Here is a 17,820-nt window from a genome sequence, read left to right as displayed (position 1 = left end):
TGTCTAGAACTGCCTCAGGAAGCGCATATCACCCTCGAGCAGCATGCGCAGATCGGGCACGTTGTACTTCAGAGCGGCGATGCGCTCGACGCCGAGGCCGAACGCGAAGCCGCTGTAGCGCTCGGGATCGATGCCCGCGTAACCGAACACATTCGGGTCGACCATGCCGCAGCCGAGAATCTCAAGCCAGCCCGTGCCCTTGCAGAACCGACAGCCTTCGCCACCGCAGATACCGCAGCTCACGTCGACCTCAGCGCTGGGCTCCGTGAACGGGAAGAAGTGGGGACGGAAGCGGGTCTTGCGGTCGGGACCGAAGATGGCCTTGCACACGTGATCGAGCGTGCCCTTCAAATCGCCAAAGGTGATGTTTTCGTCGACGACAAGGCCCTCGATCTGGGTGAACTGCGGGAGGTGGCTCGGGTCCGCGACGTCGCGCCGATAGACCTTGCCCGGCGCGAGCACGTAGATGGGCGGCTCCTGGCTCTCCATCACACGCATCTGGACCGGGCTGGTATGCGTGCGCAGCAGAACGTCGCTCTCGCCCTCGACCGCCGCTTGCTCTCCCGAGAGGTCGCGAACGTAGAACGTGTCCTGCAGGCTGCGCGCCGGATGGTCGGGTGGCTGATTGAGCGCGGTGAAGTTGTAGTAGTCCAGTTCCACCTCGGGGCCCTCGGCGATGCGATAGCCCAGGCCGAGAAACACCTCCACGATCTCTGCCCGAATCTGCTCAATGAGGTGTCGGCGTCCGATGGGTCGCGCCCGGCCTGGAAGCGTCACATCGAGCGCGCCGGCGTCGATCTGCGCCTCGAGGGCGGCGGCGGCCAAAGCGCTGTGTCGCGCCTCGAGCGCCGACTCCAGCGCCACGCGCACTTCATTCGAGACCTTGCCGGCCGCCGGACGCTCCTCGGCTGAAAGCGTACCCAGCGATCGGAGGATGCCCGTGAGCGAACCCTTCTTGCCGAGAACCGAGACGCGCACGGACTCAAGGGCCGCGAGGTCCCCAGCCGCCGCGATCTGGGCAAGGCCCTCGTCTCGCAGGGTTATGAGCTGATCGGTGATGCTCATGGTCGAGTCGCACCTTCCATCGGACTAGACGAACAGAAAGAGGGAGCCGGTCTCCGCCCAGGACCCGTACTGCATCCAAGGACGGGAGCCGGCTCCCGCGGTACCACCTCGGTTGGCGGACGCGATTGCATCCACCCACTCGTTCGCGTCGCGTTTTCGCGCCTCGCGTGTAGCGGCCCCACATCCGCCCTGTCCCGATATCGGAGGATCCGACTTCCCTAGTTGCCCACGCGCACGGGCGTTCAGGTCGCGGCTGGTGGAGGGAACCGCGCTTCCGCCAACTGTACGGCCCCTTCCAGTCACAGAGGGCCCTTCCCTGGTCGGTCGGCACGTGTGAAACGCGTCGTCTCCGTCGTCGCCTAGCGTTGTTCTATTGAGCCGTCATGGTAGCGCACGAACCACTCCCCCGCCACCGTTGCAGCACCACCCCAAACGGCACGACGAGTACAACGGGACCTACGACCCCGGTTGCCGGTGTCGCACGGAAGTCCTCAACCGGATTGGCGTCACCCCGCGTTCGCACGGCACCGTCCGGGAATCGCTCGAGGACGCGATGCAGCACGAGACCATGCCGATCGGAGCGCAGCAGCGCTATCGAGCCCGAGACCACACTTGCCCTGCGGTCCACCACGGCCAGGTCGCCGGGAAGCAGCGCTGGGCTCATCGACCCCCCGGCGACCCGTACCGGAAGCCACAGTATCCGAGCCGCGAAGACGATTCCGAGCACCAACGCGACCAGCACCAGTGCTTGCAGGCCGCGAAGCAGGCCCGGTCTCACTCGTGCGCCTGCTCGGCGTCGACGTACAGCGACACCTTCGCGTAGTCCTCGGCCAAGGAGTTGCCCACAGACGCCGGAAGCCCAACCTCGAACCGCAGCTCACCCCGTGCGCCGGGAGAGAGCCTGAGCGGGAGCGTGCGAAGGGCCGCCAGATCGCCTGCGTACAGCGGCGTTCCACCGCAGGTGACAGTGCAGTCGAGCGCGTCGTAGAACTCCGTGATACCGGCCGACTTCTTCGCGGTGACGATGACATCGGACGCGATGGCGCCATCGTTGACGACGGCCATGGGACGCACTTCGGTCGTGCCCGGCGCGAGCGCCTCCACCGCGAGCGGAGACGAGGTGGGCAGGGTCGAAATGGCGACGGAGCCGGCACGGATCACGGAGTCAGGTACTTGCACCTGTGCGGTGAAGTAGGCACCAGCGGCGCCGACCGCCAGCGCAGTGGTCGCCCCGATTGCTGCGAACAGAGCTCGTTTGAACATGATTCCTCCTCGATTGGTCGTGTCGCCGAGGGGGAACGGCACGGGTCAGTAGTGGCGAACGACGGGCGCCTCGCCGTCCTGACACATCGTTGCCGACGAGACCAAACCGCGGCTAACCGGAATCCAAACCCGCGGGATCGGCGGCCCTGAATGCAACGGAGCCCCGCTGCGAATACGCAGCAGGGCTCCGATTGAGTTCTCTTTGTTGAAGACCTAGACGGCGGCCTTCGCAAGCTCGACGAGCTTGGCGAACGCGGCGGCGTCGTTGATAGCCATATCCGAGAGCACCTTGCGGTCGAGGGTGATACCGGCCTTCTTCAGGCCATTCATGAACACCGAGTACGAAACGCCATTGAGGCGGGCACCGGCGTTGATGCGGGTGATCCACAGGCGGCGGATCTCACGCTTCTTGTTGCGGCGGTCACGATATACGTACTGCAGCGAATGCTGAGTCTGCTCCTTGGCCGAGCGGTAACTACGGCTCTTATTGCCGTAGTAGCCCTTGGCACGAGACAGGACTGTGCGACGCTTCTTCTTTGCCGATACGGCGCGCTTCACGCGAGGCATGGATCAATCACTCCTTGAGGTCTTGTGGTCGAGGGGAATCGGGGGCGGTTCGGCCTAGCCGATGCCCAGACCCTTCTTGATGACATTGGCGTCGGCCGGCGATATGGCCGTCTCCTGGCGGAAACCGCGCTTACGCTTCGGCGACTTCTTCTCGAGGATGTGGCTCTTGAACGCCTTGCCGCGCATGATCTTGCCCGAGCCGGTGACGCGGAACCGCTTGGCGGTACCCTTGTGAGTCTTCATCTTCGGCATGTGCGCTGCCTCCTAGTCTTCGTTCTCGGCAGGCACGTCGCCTGCGGTCTCGTCGGTCGGGGTGTCGCTCTCCTTGACTTCCTTCTTCTTCACGGGAGCCAGGAGCATGTGCATGTTGCGTCCCTCGAGCTTGGGCTGGGTCTCGATGATGGCGTCCTCACCGAGCTCACCTGCCAGCTTCTCAAGGATGTTGAGACCAAGCTCCGGATGCGCCATCTCACGACCGCGGAACATGATCGTGACCTTGACCTTGGCATTTGCCGCCAAGAATCGCATGACGTGCTTCTTCTTGGTCTCGTAGTCGTGCTTGTCGATCTTCGGTCGGAACTTGATCTCTTTGATCTCGACCTTGGTCTGGTGCTTGCGTGCGAGCTTCTCCTTCTGGGTCTGCTCGTACTTGAACTTGCCGTAGTCCATGATTCGGCAGACCGGCGGATCAGCGAGCGGGGCGATCTCGACGAGATCGAAGTCCTGCTCGTCGGCGATGCGCTGCGCATCTGCGATGGCGAAGATGCCAAGCTGGCTGCCGTCGACGCCGATCAGTCGCACACGCGGCGTGCGGATGCGCTCGTTGATCCTAGGTTCCGTGCTGCTGCTGATAGGCAGCTCACCTCCGTCGTCGTCGGGTCCGTATCGGACGGACCCTGTGTAGTCCTGTGAAACAAGAAACTCCCGTGGCCTGATGGTTCGGCCGACGGGAGACACAACGCCGAGGAATCGATCGCCGGGCACAGGGCCCCGCCGAGTCACTCGTACGTTCGCATCGACCAGTCAGCTGCGCATCCGGCGCCGAAGGGTGGGGACCAGTCGCGCCCGGGTGGGCGGGGTCCCGCTTGTGAGCGGTATTCGATTAGCTCGCGAAGTATAGCCGCCCCCGCAGGGGCATGTCCAGCATCGGTTCGGCGAGCGCCGGAGCAGGCCCCAGATGATGCCGCCCAAACGAAACCGAGGGCCGCGAGTGCGACCCTCGGGTGTTCGTGTGAGGTACCGATGCTACAGCGCGTCAGACTTGCGCGACGAGATCGCCGCGAGCTCGGGCCGGCGGGACAGGGCCAGCTCGAACGCATCCTGCTCGCGTCGGGCCGCCCAGAACAGGCTTGCAGCGGTCAGCATCGGACCGATGAGCGCGAGTGTGACGAGCATCCACACACCGATCTCGAACTGATAGATGACTCCCCATGCCACGACGGCCAGCGAAGCAGCGGTCAGCATCGCTGCGGCAACACGCTCGTAGTACCAGCCGACGACCAGGGTCACGAGCACCGCGACGAGCGGGAAGAACGCTGCCAGCACCGCGTAGACGACGTCTACGCGACGGAACGTGTACATGCCAGCGAAGATCGCGATGGCCCAGAACGCCCCGCCTGCAATCACGAACGCGCGTGCAAAGCCGCGCTCGATGGAGACGCGCTCCATGTTTGGGGTCGCGGTGGCCGGCGAAGCGTCACGCGAGTCCTTGCGAGTCGAGACCGCGTCAAATGCGATAAGGCCGAGCACAGCGGGAACGCCGACGACGATAGCCGCCGCACCGACCAGTCCTCCGATGACCAGCACTGCTACGAGAATGAGCGACATCTTCGTCTCCTTCCACACACTCGGCGCGAGCCTCGCTCGCGTCAGTTCCGATAGGTGGAGTATCGACCCACGCACGACCGGGGTGGTTCGTGGGGGATTTCGGAAACGTTAGGGTTGTGTGTGCGGGGGATCACGCTAGGCGAGCGGCAAGTCGAACCCGAATGTGGTCCCCGTGCCCGGCGCGGACTCGACCGTAATGGTCGAGCCGTGGAACTCGACGATCTCCTTGGCTATCGCCAGCCCGAGTCCGGCTCCGCGGCCGCCGGCGCGCGCCTTGTCCGCCCGGTAGAACCGATCGAACACCTGCGAGATCTCATCGGCAGAGATGCCTGTGCCCTCGTCGGCGACCGCGAGTCGGACAGCTCCGCCGACAAGCTCCGCGCGCAGGTGTACCACCGACCCACTGGGCGAGTGCTTGAGCGCATTGTCCACGAAGCCGAGCAGGACCTGGACGATGCGATCACGGTCGGCGAGAACTTCAAGATCACCCTGCGCCTCCAGCGACAGCTTGACCCCGGCACGCTCGGCGAGGTTGCCCATGACGCCGCAGACGTCGCCGAACAGCGATGCGACCGGCACCGGCGACATCGCCGGCTCAAGGCTTCCGGCCTCGAGCTGCGCGAGCGTGAGCAGGTCTGCCACGAGTCGGCCGAGTCTGTCGACCTCGGCATGCATGGTCTGAATGAAGTCGTCGCGCACTTCGGGGTCGTCCTTGGCGCCGTCGGAGAGGAGCTCAAGAATGCCCTTGAGCGCTGCTATCGGCGTACGCATCTCGTGGCTGGCGTCGGCGACGAACCTGCGCTGGGCGTCCTCGACCCGCTGGCGCTCGGTGACGTCGGAGAGCAGCAGCACCGCTCCGTCCACCGACCCATCCGCATCGAGAAGCGGGGCGCCGTGCAGCAGCACCGTCAACTCCCCAAGACACACTGTCGCTGCCGCCCCCGCGCCGCCTAGGCTCGCATCGACGATCTCGAGCACCGCCGGATCATCGGTGAGTGCGGTGGCGGGTTCGCCAAGCGGACGGTCCGGCAAGCCGAGAAGCGCGACCGCTTCGGGGTTGATGACGCGCACCGTCCCCTCGGCGTTAAACGCGACCACGCCCTCGGCCATCGACTCGACGACCGCTGCGATCTCGCGCTCCCGCTCCTTGAGCGCCGAGAACGCCTCCCCGAGCTTCGCGGCCATCTGGTTGTAGGAGACCGCGAGGTCGTAGATCTCGTCGGGCGCAACTCCGGTGGGCAGGCGCTGCTCGAAGTCGCCCGCAGCGATGGCGACAGCCGCTTTCGACATCGCACGCACCCGACGGCTGATGAGCTCGGAGAACGTGAAGCCGAGCAGACCGGCGATGACGAGCGAGATCCAGAAGGTGATCCACAGCCGCGAACGCACTGCCCCGAGAATGGCCAGCGAACTGTCCACCGAACTCGCAGTGACCACGACACCCTCGCGTGCATCGGCAGGGCCTCGAATGACGCGCGAGGCGACCACCATTCCGCCCGGCTTGAGGTCCATCGTTGCGTACGGCGCCACATCCGCGAGTCCCGCGATCCTCGCGACGTCGAGCGCCTCGGGAGACGGGCTGGTGTCGTAGGAGGAGTCGAGCAGCAGTCCGCCCTTGTCATACACCCAGATGCCCGCGTCGTAGATGCTGCGGTACTCCGCCACGCTGGCTCGAATGCGGTCCAGACTCTCGACGGTGACGGGAAAGTCGGGTTCGAGCCGCTGCGCGAGCGAGGACGCGTTGCGCAGCTCGTTGGTCTTGCCCATCTCGGTGAGCGTGTTCTTCAGACCGACGGACAGTGACCCGGACAGGATGAGGATCGCAACGACGATGACGACGATGAACAGCTCGGTCTGCCAGAAGCGGAAGGATGCCCTGACGCGCTTGGCCACAGGGCCTACGACTCCCTCAGGCGGTAGCCGAACCCACGCACGGTGAGGATGTACTCGGGATTCTTGGGATCGACCTCGATCTTCTCGCGAATGTTGTGGATGTGGACGTCGATGGCCCGCTCATCCCCTACCGGCGACTCGTCCCACAGAGCGGTCAGGATCGCCTGCCGAGAGAATGCGGTGCCGGGATGACGAGCGAGATGCAGCAGGATGCCGTACTCGGAACTCGTCAGGTGAACCGCTTCTTCGCGCAGCTTCACCTGCCGTGAGAGTGTATCGACCTGCAACTCGCCCACGAGAATGCTGGCCTTCTCGTCCGGAGCGCTGCTTGCCCGGCGGAGTATGGCCTTGACCCTGCTCACGAGCTCGCGCGGCGAGAACGGCTTGGTCACGTAGTCGTCGGCACCGAACTCGAGCCCGAGAATCCGGTCGACCTCGTCCCCGCGCGCCGAGAGCATGATGATCGGAACGTTGGACTCGGCGCGAAGATCGCGAGCGATGTCGAGTCCTGACTTGCCAGGGAGCATGACGTCCAAGATGACGAGGTCGGGCTTGACTTGCGAGAAGATGAACTCCCCGCCGGCCGCGTCGCCCGCTGTATGAACCTCATAGCCGGCCTGAGAGAGCGCGTAGTCAACGACCTTGAGGATCGACTCCTCGTCATCGACGACCAGAATCCGTTCGACAGCCATGTCACTCCCCGATGGTTGCTCTCGTTCTCGTCTGAGAATACCTATACTCGGCCGCCTTGCCGAGGGCTCTACGGATGCGCCGCTCCCGTAGCCCGGAACGCAGTGCCCACGTGGCAGTACCCGCAGTCAGCAAGCTTGTCCCGATGACACTCCTCGCATACGCCCATCCCAGGCAGGATCTCGCGACCGTGCACGCCCTTGTGTACGGCACCGGCGTGGCACGTGGAGCACGGGATCCTCTGCTCTGATACGTGCAAGCGATGGTTGATTCGCAGATTGCCCGAGTTGGAGGCCTGTCGGTTCATCGAATGGCATCCCGTGCGCTCGCAGGACGCGACGTCGAGCGCGGCCGAACCCGATGAGTCGAGGGGACGCCCCGAAACCGACGCGGCGATCTCACGCCAGAAGCCAAGCTCGTAGACGACAAGTCCGGTGATTCCGGGCCTCGCATGACATGAGAGGCAAGTGGGTGCTGCCGCACGATGTGACGAGACGCTCCAACTCTCGTAATACTCGTCCATCTCGTGACACGAGTGGCACGCCTGAGGCGAGTACGTCAGCGCGACCGGGACTCCGAAGCCCACGAGCAGCGCGCCGATGAAGACCATCCAAAACCAGCGCCGGGGGCGAAGGGGGCGCTTCGGGCCGGGCACCGGCCCGCCGTAGTCGTGGTGATCGCCGTCGAACTCGTCGGTCACCTCGCCGGCCCCCTATTGGACAATCGTCAGCGCCGGATCGAAGTTGCTCTTCGGCACCTCTCCATGACATCGGACGCAGAATGCACCTTCATGACAGACCTCACAGTTGCGGCGCTTATCAACTGCCGCACGGTGCACGGTGCGCCAGCGCTTGCCATGCGACGCCGGACGGCGCTGGTGGCACTCCGCACACCAGTTCTCGGTCCACTTGTGGCATTCAGCGCAGTCGATCTGCTTCTGCTTCGATGCATGCACGACGAGCCAGTCGGCGGCTTTGTGACTCTCGGGGACACTCTTGTTCGTATGGCAGGCGGAGCACGCGTTCTTCGCCTTCACCCCATCGTGGCACTTCAGACACGTCTCCATGCGGGGCGTGTGCGTCCCTTCCGGGTTCTTCTCATGCACGAGGTAGTCGTGACACTGCACGCAGTTGAGCTTCAGCACCGAGACGTGTGCGCGATGAGGGATATTGAGATCTCCCGAGGGTGAGACCGTCCGCAGGTCGATGTGGCAGCTCTGACATGCGGCGTTCGTGGGGGTCTTGAACAGCGCCGGCTGCCGCGAAGGCATCACCAGCGAGAGGTAGAACTCCCCGAGCATCCGCGTTGTGTACACGCCCTGAGCGACGCGACCCGGAGGAACGTGACAGCTCTGGCAAGCGACCTGCGCGTGTACGGACTCCGTCCACGCGGTGTACTGCTTCGACATGCCACCATAGCGCTGCATGAACTGCGGGCGGGTCGCCACGTACGCGGGAACGATCGCGAGTGCCGTGACCAGTACGACCACGACAGCAACGCGCACGATCAGCTTGCGGCGCTCGGGCGTGACATTGCCGAGCCGCTCGCGCCAGCTGCGCTTCTGTGGGTTCTCGTCAGACACGTTCGGTCCTCCAAGTGAGCGTTCGCATGCGAATCATCAGTCGTGGCACTTCTTGCAGAACTTCTCGCCGCCGTGGCACACCAGGCAACCCTTACCGAGCTGCTTGGCCCGGAACTGGTGATCCTTCTTCCAGTTGCCCTTGTGCGAGGCCGGACGCTTCTTGTGACAGTCGGCGCAGAAGTCAGGCGTATAGGCGTGGCACTCTCCGCACTTCTCGGTCGCCGCCTGCTCACTGTGAATCTTCAGCCAGTCGGGCCGGGAGTGGGTTTCCGGGGTCTGCTTACGCGTGTGGCAGTCGGTGCACGTGTTCGACGCCTTGACTCCGTCATGGCATAGATCGAGACAGGTGCTCATCTCAGGTCGGTTGAAGCCCTGGTCGTTGGCCGAGTGCACGAGATCCTTGTGACAGACCACGCAGTTGACGTTGAGGACTTGGACGTGAGCCCTGTGTGGGATCAGCAGGTCCCCCGCCGGCGACACCTGCCGGAATCCGGTGTGGCACTTCTGACACGCGGTCTTGTCGGGAGGCGTAAGAAGGTTCGTCTCGTGCGGACCGAAGATCAGCTGCGCGTAGAAGTCGGGAATCGAGCGCGCGGCATACGTGGCAATACCCTTGACGCCCGGATTGACGTGGCACCCGATACAGCCGACACGCGCATGCGTCGAGGCCCTCCAGTTGTCCATGCGGACGTGCATGTCGGGATAGCGCTCGTAGTAGCCGGGCTGGAGCGTGGAGAAGATGGGCAGCCCGATGAGGACGACAAGCGCCAGCGGAATGCCGACCAGTAGGACGGTTCGCACCCACCGGCCGCGCTTGGCCTGCCCTTCTGACACGACGGGTTCGTCGAGGTTCGTGTCGGTCTCGCGCGCCACCTACCGCATCTCCTTGAACTGGTCGTGGCACTCGTTGCACCACGGCTCCTTGTGGCAGGTCAGGCAGCGCCGCTTGTCCTTCGCGAGGTCCTTGTGCTTTCCGAGCCACGACTCTTCGGGACCGTGGAATGCGGGACGCTTCGAGTGACAGTCCTGACACTCGCCCTCCGACACGTGGCACAGCAGGCACTTCGACTGATCCTGCAGCGCCATCGTGCCGTGCTGCGAGAGCCAGTCGGCCTTAACGTGCGCCTGCTCGATGGCCTTCAGGCCGCTCTGGATCGACATGTTCGCGAATTCGGGGCGCTTACCGGTGGTGTGACACATCCGGCACTGATCGGAGGTGTGACACGACTCCAGACAGCCGTTCGGGCCGGCCTCACGGACGGTCTCGGGGTGGATCTCCTTCCACGAGCCCTTGGCCTCCTGGAGGATGTGGTGGCAGTTCTTGCAGTCATCGGCCTGCTTGAATCCGACGTGACACTCGAACGACGCGCACACGGTGCTGAACGGCATCGACGTGTGCTTCTCCATGTACGCCTCTTCGTGCGCCGTCCACTTGTGGCACTTGACGCACTCCCTCGTTTCCTCGGAGACACGCAGGTGCGCAGGATGAGGGACCTTGGTCGTCTTCTTGGCGTCATCGCTCCAGTCCTCGAGATGGCACTCGAGACAGGCGTCGTTCTTCGGCGGGCCGATCTTGATGAATCGGGGATCCCGCGGCTTCTTCACGAGTCGGTAGTAGAACTCGCCGACGAGCGCGATCTGATGGACAACCACACCTCTGTCGTCGGAGTGGCACTGAGTGCACGACATTCCCTGGTGAACCGACGTCTGGAGCGCGTCGTAGTTTCGCTTGAGGCCGGGGTACCCGGAGAAGTACGTGGCACGCGCGGTGGCAACCACGGCGACCGCGATCGCTATGACGAGCACGGCAACCACCACGATGACCGCAATCGTCGCCGGCTTTGGGAGCTCGCCCAGGGGTGAAGCGGACTTCGGAGTCTCGTTGCTCACGCCGCCACCTCCGCCTCATCCAGCGACGCATGCCCGTGGCCGTGGTGGGCCTCGAGTTCCTCCTTGGGAACCTCGAGGGGCATGATCTTGACGCAGATCGTCACGAAGAGGATCCCGAACGCGAGTATCCCCAGTGCGATTCCGGTCTCGACCAAACTCGGGAAGTAGATCTTGGTCGGCTGACCCAGCGGCGTGAGCGAGAAACCCATGGCCATCAGCGAGTAGCGCTTCAGGAAGATGGCGATGATGTAGAGGATCGACGCGGTGATCTGAATCGCCGGCAGGTGCCTCAACTTGCGATTCGCGAGCAACCCGAACGCCGTGAATCCGAGGACGAAGATCGGCAGGAAGAACGGCGCATACCTGCCCGCGACGAACTCGATGAGACGACTCGTCTCGCCCGGAATGGCCGACGTCGGCCAAAACGTCCAGAGCACCTCAACGGAGAGCAGGAACAGGTCGATGATGATGACAGTCGCCAAGAGCGTGGCGAGGCTTCTGAACATGCTCGGCTTGAAGCGCACGTTCGTCACGCGCATGAAGATGTAGGCGAATATGAACAGCACTGCGATGCCGGACGCAGTGGCCGATGTCAGGAAGATCGGCACCATGACCGCCGAGTGCCACAGCTCCCGGGACTTGTTGAGCGCGAGCACGAACGCCGTCGTCGTGTGCAGATAGATGGCTGCCGGCAGCGCGATGAGAGTCATCGTGAACGCGAGCTTCTCCCCGCCGGTTCCGGTGAGCATGATCCACAGGTCGACGAAGCACAGCACCATATAGAGACCCGCTGCGGTGCCGGTGTAGACGAACGGCGCTGTCGGGTTTGGCGAGATCACCATGTTGAGCAGGCGAATCGGCTGCTCGAAGTCGCTGACGACGCCGAGCAACGCGAGCATTGTGAACACGCCGGCCTGGAGCACCGCGATTCGAGACAGCGGCCGGTACTGCTCGGCGCCGAAGAGATGGACGCTCGCGTAGACGACCAGGCCACCTGCGGCCAGCCCGACGTAGTACATGTAGTTGGTGAACCACAGTCCCCACGGACTTCCGTCACGCTGCGCCATGACGACGCCGCCCTGGGTGATGAACGCCCCCCAGGCCGCCACGCCGACGACCACGAATGTGCCGAGAAACGCGACCCAGAGCCAGAACCGCGGGCTTGCGCTGCGTAGCGCGCCGAGATCCCAGTCGATTCCGATGAACCGCTTCACGCCAGGCTTGTGTGCTGTCGTCTCAGTCACGTCGTATCACCCCACGTACCAGATGACCGGCTCGGAACCGAGCTCTTCTTTCAGGCGGAACGCGCGACGCGTCTTGAGAATGATCGAGACATCGCTATTGGGGTCGTTCAGGTCGCCGAATGTTCGCGCCCCGACCGGACAGGCCTCGGTGCAGGCGGTCGTCTGACCGTGTCGGGTGCGCTGGATGCAGAACGTGCACTTCTCGACGACCGCGGCCTTCTCCTCGAGCGGGACCTTCGGGTTGATCTCGTTCTTGGGAACCTCGGGCTCGACCCAGTTGAAATGCCTCGCGTAGTACGGGCACGTGATCATGCAGTTGCGACATGCGATGCACTTGTCGTAGTCGATAACCACGATTCCGTCGGGCTCGCGCCAGGTCGCCTTGACCGGGCAGCCGTACACGCATGTGGGCTTGGCGCAGTGCATGCACTGAACCGGGAGGTACCATTTGTCGGCCCGGCCGCCCTCGGTGTAGTTCGCATTCGCGGTCTCGAGGTTGATCTCACCCGGTTCCATCTCAAGGAGCTGGATGTAGGTGAAGCCGGATGTCCGGCCGATGTTGTTCTCCTTGACGCACGCGTAGGCACACTTGCGGCACCCGACGCACGCCTTGACGTCGATGACCATCGCCCACTTCTGATCCCCGGCCGGATCGGCGTACTTGACCGGCTTGCCGGGGTAGTTGACGGGCTTGTCGTTCTCGATGATCTCAGCGAGCGGGTTCTCCTCGCCACCGGGGGCCCCCGATCCGGACTCGGCGGCCTCAGACTCGTTGCCGGCGCTCGGCGCAGCGGTGATGAGCGCGGGAATGACTCCTGCGGCAGTCACACCTGCGGCAAACCCGAGCCCCTGAAGGAAGCGCCGACGCGAAACCGTCGTGGAAGGCGCATCCGGGTGCTCCTCGAGATCCGCGGCCTGCTTCAGCGCGCGGTCTTTGTCCTGGCTCATCGCTGCCACCTTCCGTACAACAGGGTACCCGCGAGTGCGGCGCCGACGATCGCGCCGATGACTGCCACTCCCGTGTACCACCAAGGGGTCGCCACAGCGGGATCGGGTGCGGGGCCGGCGAGAGGCATGAACGGCATGCGTCCCGCGAGTGCCCTGAACTGAAAACCACTCCCCACGAACGGAAGCAGCGGGCCGGCGTAGATCATCTGCGGCGTGTGCGGGTCGTGGCAGCCGGCAGCGACACAACTCTCCTTGTGCTTGCCGTGGGTGCCGGCCACGAACTCCTTGTACTTGGCGGAGTGGCACCGGTAACAGACCTGGGCGACGTCGCCCTTGATGTCGATGAGTGAACCGTTCGCGAGCTTGAGCTTGGCGGGGTCCTTGGCAGGATCGTCGTGGCACGCGAGACATGCCGCGTCGCCCACGCCGAGCTTGTCGTGACCCTCGAGCACGATCTCGTGACCCTTGAAGTCGTTGGGCAGCTTCTTGCCCGAACCCTCCGTCACGGGGTGACAGCTCGAGCACGGGTAGAAGAGGAGTTCGCCGCTTGAGGCCTGACCCGCGAACGCGGTCGCGGTGATCGCCAGCAGACAGACCGCGAGAGCCGACAACACGATCAGCCCCCGCCTCATCAGCCTATCGAACACGGTCGCATTTATGGCTCACACCACCTTACGACGACGCCGGACACAGTGACCCTAGCGAGACTATCAATCTGCGGCACCAGAGGCAGATTCGCAGGTGATTGCCGTATTGTTAGGATTGTGTGAACGCCGCGGGCGAGCGGCCCGATAGCCCCGCGAACGGCGGCATCCGACCTACAGGTCGAGTGGTCCGGATCCCCCGCGGGCCCTATGGCAGTCGACGCAGTACGACCCCTTGTGGCACTGCATGCAAAACGCCGAGCCGGTCTTGCGCACCATGTTGAAGTGCACGCCGACCCACGGACCCGACTTGTCGTCGTATCCCTTGTGGTGGCACATGGTGCACAGGTTCGTCTCCCCCACGTGGCACTGCTCGCACACCTTGCGGTCGCGTGACGCTGTCTCCGCGTGCAGGTTCTCGCCCTGCACCCAGTCACCGGGGTGCGGCATCTTCAGTCCGTGACAGGCGTCGCAGAACGGCTGACGGTGGCACATGACGCACTGCCGCTTGTCGCCGAGATAGACGTTGCCGTGGCGCTTGAGCCACTCGCCTTGTTTGTGTGAATCGGGGTGCAGGTCGAGCCCTTTGAGGTGGCACACGTCGCAGCGGCCGGGCGCTTTGGCGCCTGCGTCAAGACTGTGACAGTTGAAGCAGCGCTCCATCATCAGCGTGTCGCGATCGCCGCTCGGTAGCGGGTGCGCCGTCCACAGATGGCACGATGTGCACGACTTGTTGCGCTCGGCGTGCTTCGCATGCTGCACCTGGACGCCGAAGCGCGAGGTTCCGGTCCGCTCGGGGTCGTGACAGCGAAGGCAGTTCTCGTCGGGAACGATCGTCGACGTCGTGGTCGCAATCGCTCCCACCGAGCTCTCCCAGCTCCCCGTGAAGTGGCTGCCCACATCACGAGCGAGCAGAGCGCCTCGATCGACGAGCGATACCGGGAGCAGATACCACGGCCTCGCGGGTGCGTGGCATGAGAAACACCGCACCTCCGAGTGGCCCGACACCTGCCACGCCGAGACCATCGCCTGCATCTCATGACATGAAGCACAGACCTTGGGCGAGCGAGTGGTGACGTCGAGCACGCCGACGAGGGCCACAAACGCGAGCACGCCGAGCAGCACGTACAGTGCGATGCGGCGCACGCGAGACGAGCCCCCGGCGTCTTTCGACGGCACGGGCTCGGATTCCGGCGGGAGGTCGGTGATGTCTCGCTCGGGCGAATCAGCCATGGTCAGAGTATGAGCCAGCGAGGTTTGGCGTAGGTGCGCAGATTGTTAGGGTTGCGTTAGGGGCGCTCGGCAGCGACCTTCTCGGCGAAGTCGGCGACGGACATCGCGCCGATGTCACCGGCGAGTCGCTCGCGCACTCCCACGCTGTCGGTCTCGATCTCCTTGTCGCCGAGCACGAGCATGTAGGGCACCTTCTGCTCTTGGGCCTTGGCGATCTTGACGCGCATCGGCTCGTTCTGCGAGTAGACCTCGGTGCGCACGCCCATCGCACGCAGGCGCTTGGCGACGGCCTCGGTGTGCTCGAGGTGACGATCGGAGATGGGGATGAGCACGGCCTGGATCGGCGCGAGCCACGTGGGGAACGCTCCGGCGTAGTGCTCGATGAGGATGCCGAAGAAGCGCTCCATCGAGCCGAGGATCGTACGGTGCAACATGAACGGAGTGGCCTCGGTGTTGTCGGCGGTGCGATAGGTCAGGCCGAAACGCGCGGGGAAGTTGAAATCGACCTGGATGGTGGAGCACTGCCAGGTGCGGCCGATGGCGTCCTTGAGCTTGATGTCGATCTTGGGGCCGTAGAACGCGCCGTCGCCCTCGTTGATCTCGAAGTCCACGCCGCGCTCGGTGAGCGTCTCGATGAGCGCGTTGGTCGCGATCTCCCAGTCCTTGTCTTCGCCGATCGACTTCTCGGGACGGGTAGAGACCTCGGCGGAGTACTCGAAGCCGAAGACGCCCATCACGTAGTCGACGAAGTCGAGCATGCCGATGACCTCGTCGTGAACCTGCTCGGCGGTGCAGAAGATGTGCGCGTCGTCCTGCGTGAAACCGCGGGCACGCATGAGACCGTGCACGACGCCCGAGAGCTCGTGACGGTACACGGTGCCGAACTCGCTGATACGCATGGGCAGGTCGCGGTAGCTGCGCACCTCGTTGCCGAAGATCAGCACGTGGCCGGGGCAGTTCATGGGCTTGACGGCGTACTCGTTGGTCTTGCCGTCGCCCTCGTCGATCTGGAAGAAGTACATGTTCTCGCCGTAGAAGTCGTAGTGCCCGCTGATCTTCCAGACGTCGGTCTTGTAGATGTGCGGGGTGATGGCCTCTTCATAACCGCGCTCGTAGAGCACGCCGCGCAGCCACTCCTGCATGAGGCGCAGCACGCGAGCGCCCTTGGGGTGGTAGATGGGCAGACCGGCGCCGGCGACCTCGTGGAAGCTGAAGAGGTCGAGCTCCTTGCCGAGCTTGCGGTGGTCGCGCTTCTCGGCCTCTTCAAGGCGGGTCAGATACGCATCGAGATCCTTCTGGCTGAACCACGCGGTGCCGTAGATGCGCTGGAGCATGGGACGGGTTGAGTCGCCGCGCCAGTAGGCTCCGGCGACCTTCATCAGCTTGAATGCCGCGATGCGGCCGGAGTCCGGCACGTGCGGGCCTCGGCAGAGGTCGGTGAATGCTCCCTGGCGGTAGATCGAGATGGTCTCGCCTTCGGGAAGCTCGGAGATGAGCTCGCGCTTGAGCTCCTGCTCCTCGAACTCGTCGAACGCTTCGAGGCGATCGATCTCCGTGCGCGCGAAGGTCTTCTCCTCCGAGATGATCTGGCGCATGCGCTCTTCGATGGCGGTAAGGTCCTCCGGCGTGAAGGGCTTGTCGACGGCGAAGTCGTAGTAGAAGCCGTCATCGATGGCAGGTCCGATGCCGAACTGCACCATCGGGAAGAGCTCCTTGACCGCCTCGGCCATGACGTGGGCCGCGGAGTGGCGCAGGATCTCGAGCGCCTCGGGTGAGCGGTCGGTGATCAACTCGATGGCGTCGCCATCGCTGACCGTCGTGTTTACGTCGACGAGCGAGCCGTTGATCTTGCCGGCGACCGAGGCCGCAGCCAGACGCGCGCCGATGGACTCGGCGACTCCGAGAACGGTGGAACCTTCCGGCACCGGCTTGGCGGTGCCGTCCGGCAGAGTGACGGTGATCTCGGGCATCGGTACTCGCTCCTTAGTCTGAACGAAACCGCCCCGCGTACGGCGGGGCGGGTCTGGTCGCCTGGTTTCTCGGCGAAGCGACTACTGCTTCGTCTTGCAGTACGGGCACACGGTCCACGGCAGGCGCAGTGCGCGACCGCATTCCGTGCAGGACTTGCGCAGCTTCTTCATACACGACGGGCAGAGCAGGAAGTCATGCTCGACGGGCTTGTAGCACGCCGGACAGGTCTCGTAGTCGCGCGAGAGCGCCGCTTCCTTGGCACGAATCTCAAGTTCGCGCTCGTGCGCGTCGTCAACCGACTCTGCGGGGCGCGCGATCATGTAGATGATGAGGCCCGGATACGGGAACAGCGGGAAGAAGATGAGCGTCACGAGCGCCCAGAACCAGCCCATCGCGCCCCTGCGCTCGGCGTCGCGATACGTCCAGAAGACAATGGCGCCGTAGAGGACGACCGAGAAGAGCACGAACAGGTTGCGTCCGAGAACGAACGCGGGATTGGTGAGAATCGGGCCGAGCAGGTCGTTGAGCATCGGTCGCCTTTCGTGATGGCCGGTCCGCACAATCGTGCGCGCGACAGCGCGATTCTAGCAGAAGGACGCCGAGCACCGCAGGTCGCAGGCGTCAGGTGCACCCGTGCGCGCGCAGGGCAGTGCTCGCCTCCCCTGCCGTCGTGATGCTCCCGGTGACGATGAACCCGTTGCCGGCGGTGGGAAGCAGAGCGGCGAGTGCGGCCGCGACTGAGTCGAAGGCGCCGACGACCGCGGTGCCCGTGATGCGCTCGACGAGCGCCGCGAGGTCTGCGACCGCCATGGCCCGCGGCGATTCCGAGCGCGTCACCGCGAATCCACTCGCGGCCGGCGCAAGCGCCTCGATGATGCCTGAAGCGTCCTTGTCGGCGAGGATGCCGAGCAGCACGAGCGGCCGCGTCGCAGGATCCGGGAACGCCTCGCGGACCGCGTCCGCGAGCACCGCCGCCGCCTGAGGATTGTGCGAGCCGTCGACG

20 protein-coding genes are annotated in these 17,820 nt (G+C 64.4%); all 20 read right to left on the bottom strand.

Annotation, left to right across the window (positions count from 1 at the left end; genetic code table 11):
* Nucleotides 1-3 precede the first annotated feature (3 nt).
* Complete coding sequence (gene pheS / locus HGB10_06015; protein ID NTU71356.1) at nt 4-1,065, bottom strand: phenylalanine--tRNA ligase subunit alpha; 1,062 nt, start codon at nt 1,063-1,065, stop codon at nt 4-6.
* Nucleotides 1,066-1,435: 370 nt separating this feature from the next.
* The gene (locus tag HGB10_06010) at nt 1,436-1,843 is read right to left on the bottom strand and encodes a hypothetical protein (protein NTU71355.1); all 408 of its coding nucleotides are present in this window, start codon (nt 1,841-1,843) and stop codon (nt 1,436-1,438) included.
* Nucleotides 1,840-2,328 (bottom strand): hypothetical protein, encoded by a 489-nt coding sequence (locus tag HGB10_06005; GenBank protein ID NTU71354.1) that lies wholly within the window; start codon nt 2,326-2,328, stop codon nt 1,840-1,842. Before HGB10_06005 ends, HGB10_06010 begins: the two co-directional genes overlap by 4 nt.
* Before the next feature lie 213 nt (nt 2,329-2,541).
* Nucleotides 2,542-2,895, bottom strand: coding sequence for a 50S ribosomal protein L20 (gene rplT, locus HGB10_06000; GenBank protein NTU71353.1), 354 nt, complete (start codon nt 2,893-2,895; stop codon nt 2,542-2,544).
* A 54-nt stretch (nt 2,896-2,949) separates the two neighbouring features.
* Entirely contained in the window at nt 2,950-3,147 is a 198-nt protein-coding gene (rpmI, locus tag HGB10_05995) for a 50S ribosomal protein L35 (GenBank protein ID NTU71352.1), read from the bottom strand.
* A 12-nt stretch (nt 3,148-3,159) separates the two neighbouring features.
* Complete coding sequence (locus HGB10_05990) at nt 3,160-3,753, bottom strand: translation initiation factor IF-3 (protein NTU71351.1); 594 nt, start codon at nt 3,751-3,753, stop codon at nt 3,160-3,162.
* A 387-nt stretch (nt 3,754-4,140) separates the two neighbouring features.
* Nucleotides 4,141-4,722, bottom strand: coding sequence for a hypothetical protein (locus tag HGB10_05985; GenBank protein ID NTU71350.1), 582 nt, complete (start codon nt 4,720-4,722; stop codon nt 4,141-4,143).
* A 135-nt stretch (nt 4,723-4,857) separates the two neighbouring features.
* Nucleotides 4,858-6,615, bottom strand: a complete 1,758-nt coding sequence (locus tag HGB10_05980) for a cell wall metabolism sensor histidine kinase WalK (protein NTU71349.1) — start codon at nt 6,613-6,615, stop codon at nt 4,858-4,860.
* A gap of 5 nt (nt 6,616-6,620) precedes the next feature.
* Nucleotides 6,621-7,307 (bottom strand): response regulator transcription factor, encoded by a 687-nt coding sequence (locus HGB10_05975; protein ID NTU71348.1) that lies wholly within the window; start codon nt 7,305-7,307, stop codon nt 6,621-6,623.
* 68 nt (nt 7,308-7,375) lie between these two features.
* Complete coding sequence (locus HGB10_05970) at nt 7,376-8,005, bottom strand: hypothetical protein (GenBank protein NTU71347.1); 630 nt, start codon at nt 8,003-8,005, stop codon at nt 7,376-7,378.
* A 12-nt stretch (nt 8,006-8,017) separates the two neighbouring features.
* The gene (locus HGB10_05965) at nt 8,018-8,887 is read right to left on the bottom strand and encodes a hypothetical protein (protein NTU71346.1); all 870 of its coding nucleotides are present in this window, start codon (nt 8,885-8,887) and stop codon (nt 8,018-8,020) included.
* Between the two features lie 36 nt (nt 8,888-8,923).
* Nucleotides 8,924-9,760, bottom strand: a complete 837-nt coding sequence (locus tag HGB10_05960; GenBank protein ID NTU71345.1) for a hypothetical protein — start codon at nt 9,758-9,760, stop codon at nt 8,924-8,926.
* Nucleotides 9,761-10,777, bottom strand: a complete 1,017-nt coding sequence (locus tag HGB10_05955) for a hypothetical protein (GenBank protein NTU71344.1) — start codon at nt 10,775-10,777, stop codon at nt 9,761-9,763.
* A complete protein-coding gene (gene nrfD / locus HGB10_05950) occupies nt 10,774-12,021 on the bottom strand; it encodes a polysulfide reductase NrfD (GenBank protein NTU71343.1) in 1,248 nt (415 codons plus the stop codon). The genes HGB10_05955 and nrfD overlap by 4 nt, the downstream gene beginning before the upstream one ends.
* 6 nt (nt 12,022-12,027) lie before the next feature.
* Nucleotides 12,028-12,969, bottom strand: a complete 942-nt coding sequence (locus HGB10_05945; protein NTU71342.1) for a 4Fe-4S dicluster domain-containing protein — start codon at nt 12,967-12,969, stop codon at nt 12,028-12,030.
* Nucleotides 12,966-13,616, bottom strand: coding sequence for a hypothetical protein (locus HGB10_05940; protein ID NTU71341.1), 651 nt, complete (start codon nt 13,614-13,616; stop codon nt 12,966-12,968). Before HGB10_05940 ends, HGB10_05945 begins: the two co-directional genes overlap by 4 nt.
* 171 nt (nt 13,617-13,787) lie before the next feature.
* The gene (locus tag HGB10_05935; GenBank protein ID NTU71340.1) at nt 13,788-14,759 is read right to left on the bottom strand and encodes a hypothetical protein; all 972 of its coding nucleotides are present in this window, start codon (nt 14,757-14,759) and stop codon (nt 13,788-13,790) included.
* Nucleotides 14,760-14,902: 143 nt separating this feature from the next.
* Nucleotides 14,903-16,807 carry a threonine--tRNA ligase gene (gene thrS, locus HGB10_05930; GenBank protein ID NTU71339.1) on the bottom strand — a complete coding sequence of 635 codons (1,905 nt, stop codon included), beginning with the start codon at nt 16,805-16,807 and terminating at the stop codon, nt 14,903-14,905.
* Nucleotides 16,808-16,897: 90 nt separating this feature from the next.
* A complete protein-coding gene (locus tag HGB10_05925) occupies nt 16,898-17,347 on the bottom strand; it encodes a zinc ribbon domain-containing protein (GenBank protein ID NTU71338.1) in 450 nt (149 codons plus the stop codon).
* A 91-nt stretch (nt 17,348-17,438) separates the two neighbouring features.
* The coding region (locus HGB10_05920; GenBank protein ID NTU71337.1) for a bifunctional folylpolyglutamate synthase/dihydrofolate synthase at nt 17,439-17,820 on the bottom strand (382 nt) is incomplete at its 5' end.

Source organism: Coriobacteriia bacterium (assembly GCA_013334745.1).
Lineage (GTDB): Bacteria > Actinomycetota > Coriobacteriia > Anaerosomatales > JAAXUF01 > JAAXWY01.
Note: the sequence above shows the minus strand (reverse complement) of the source record. Positions and strands in the feature narration are given on the sequence as shown.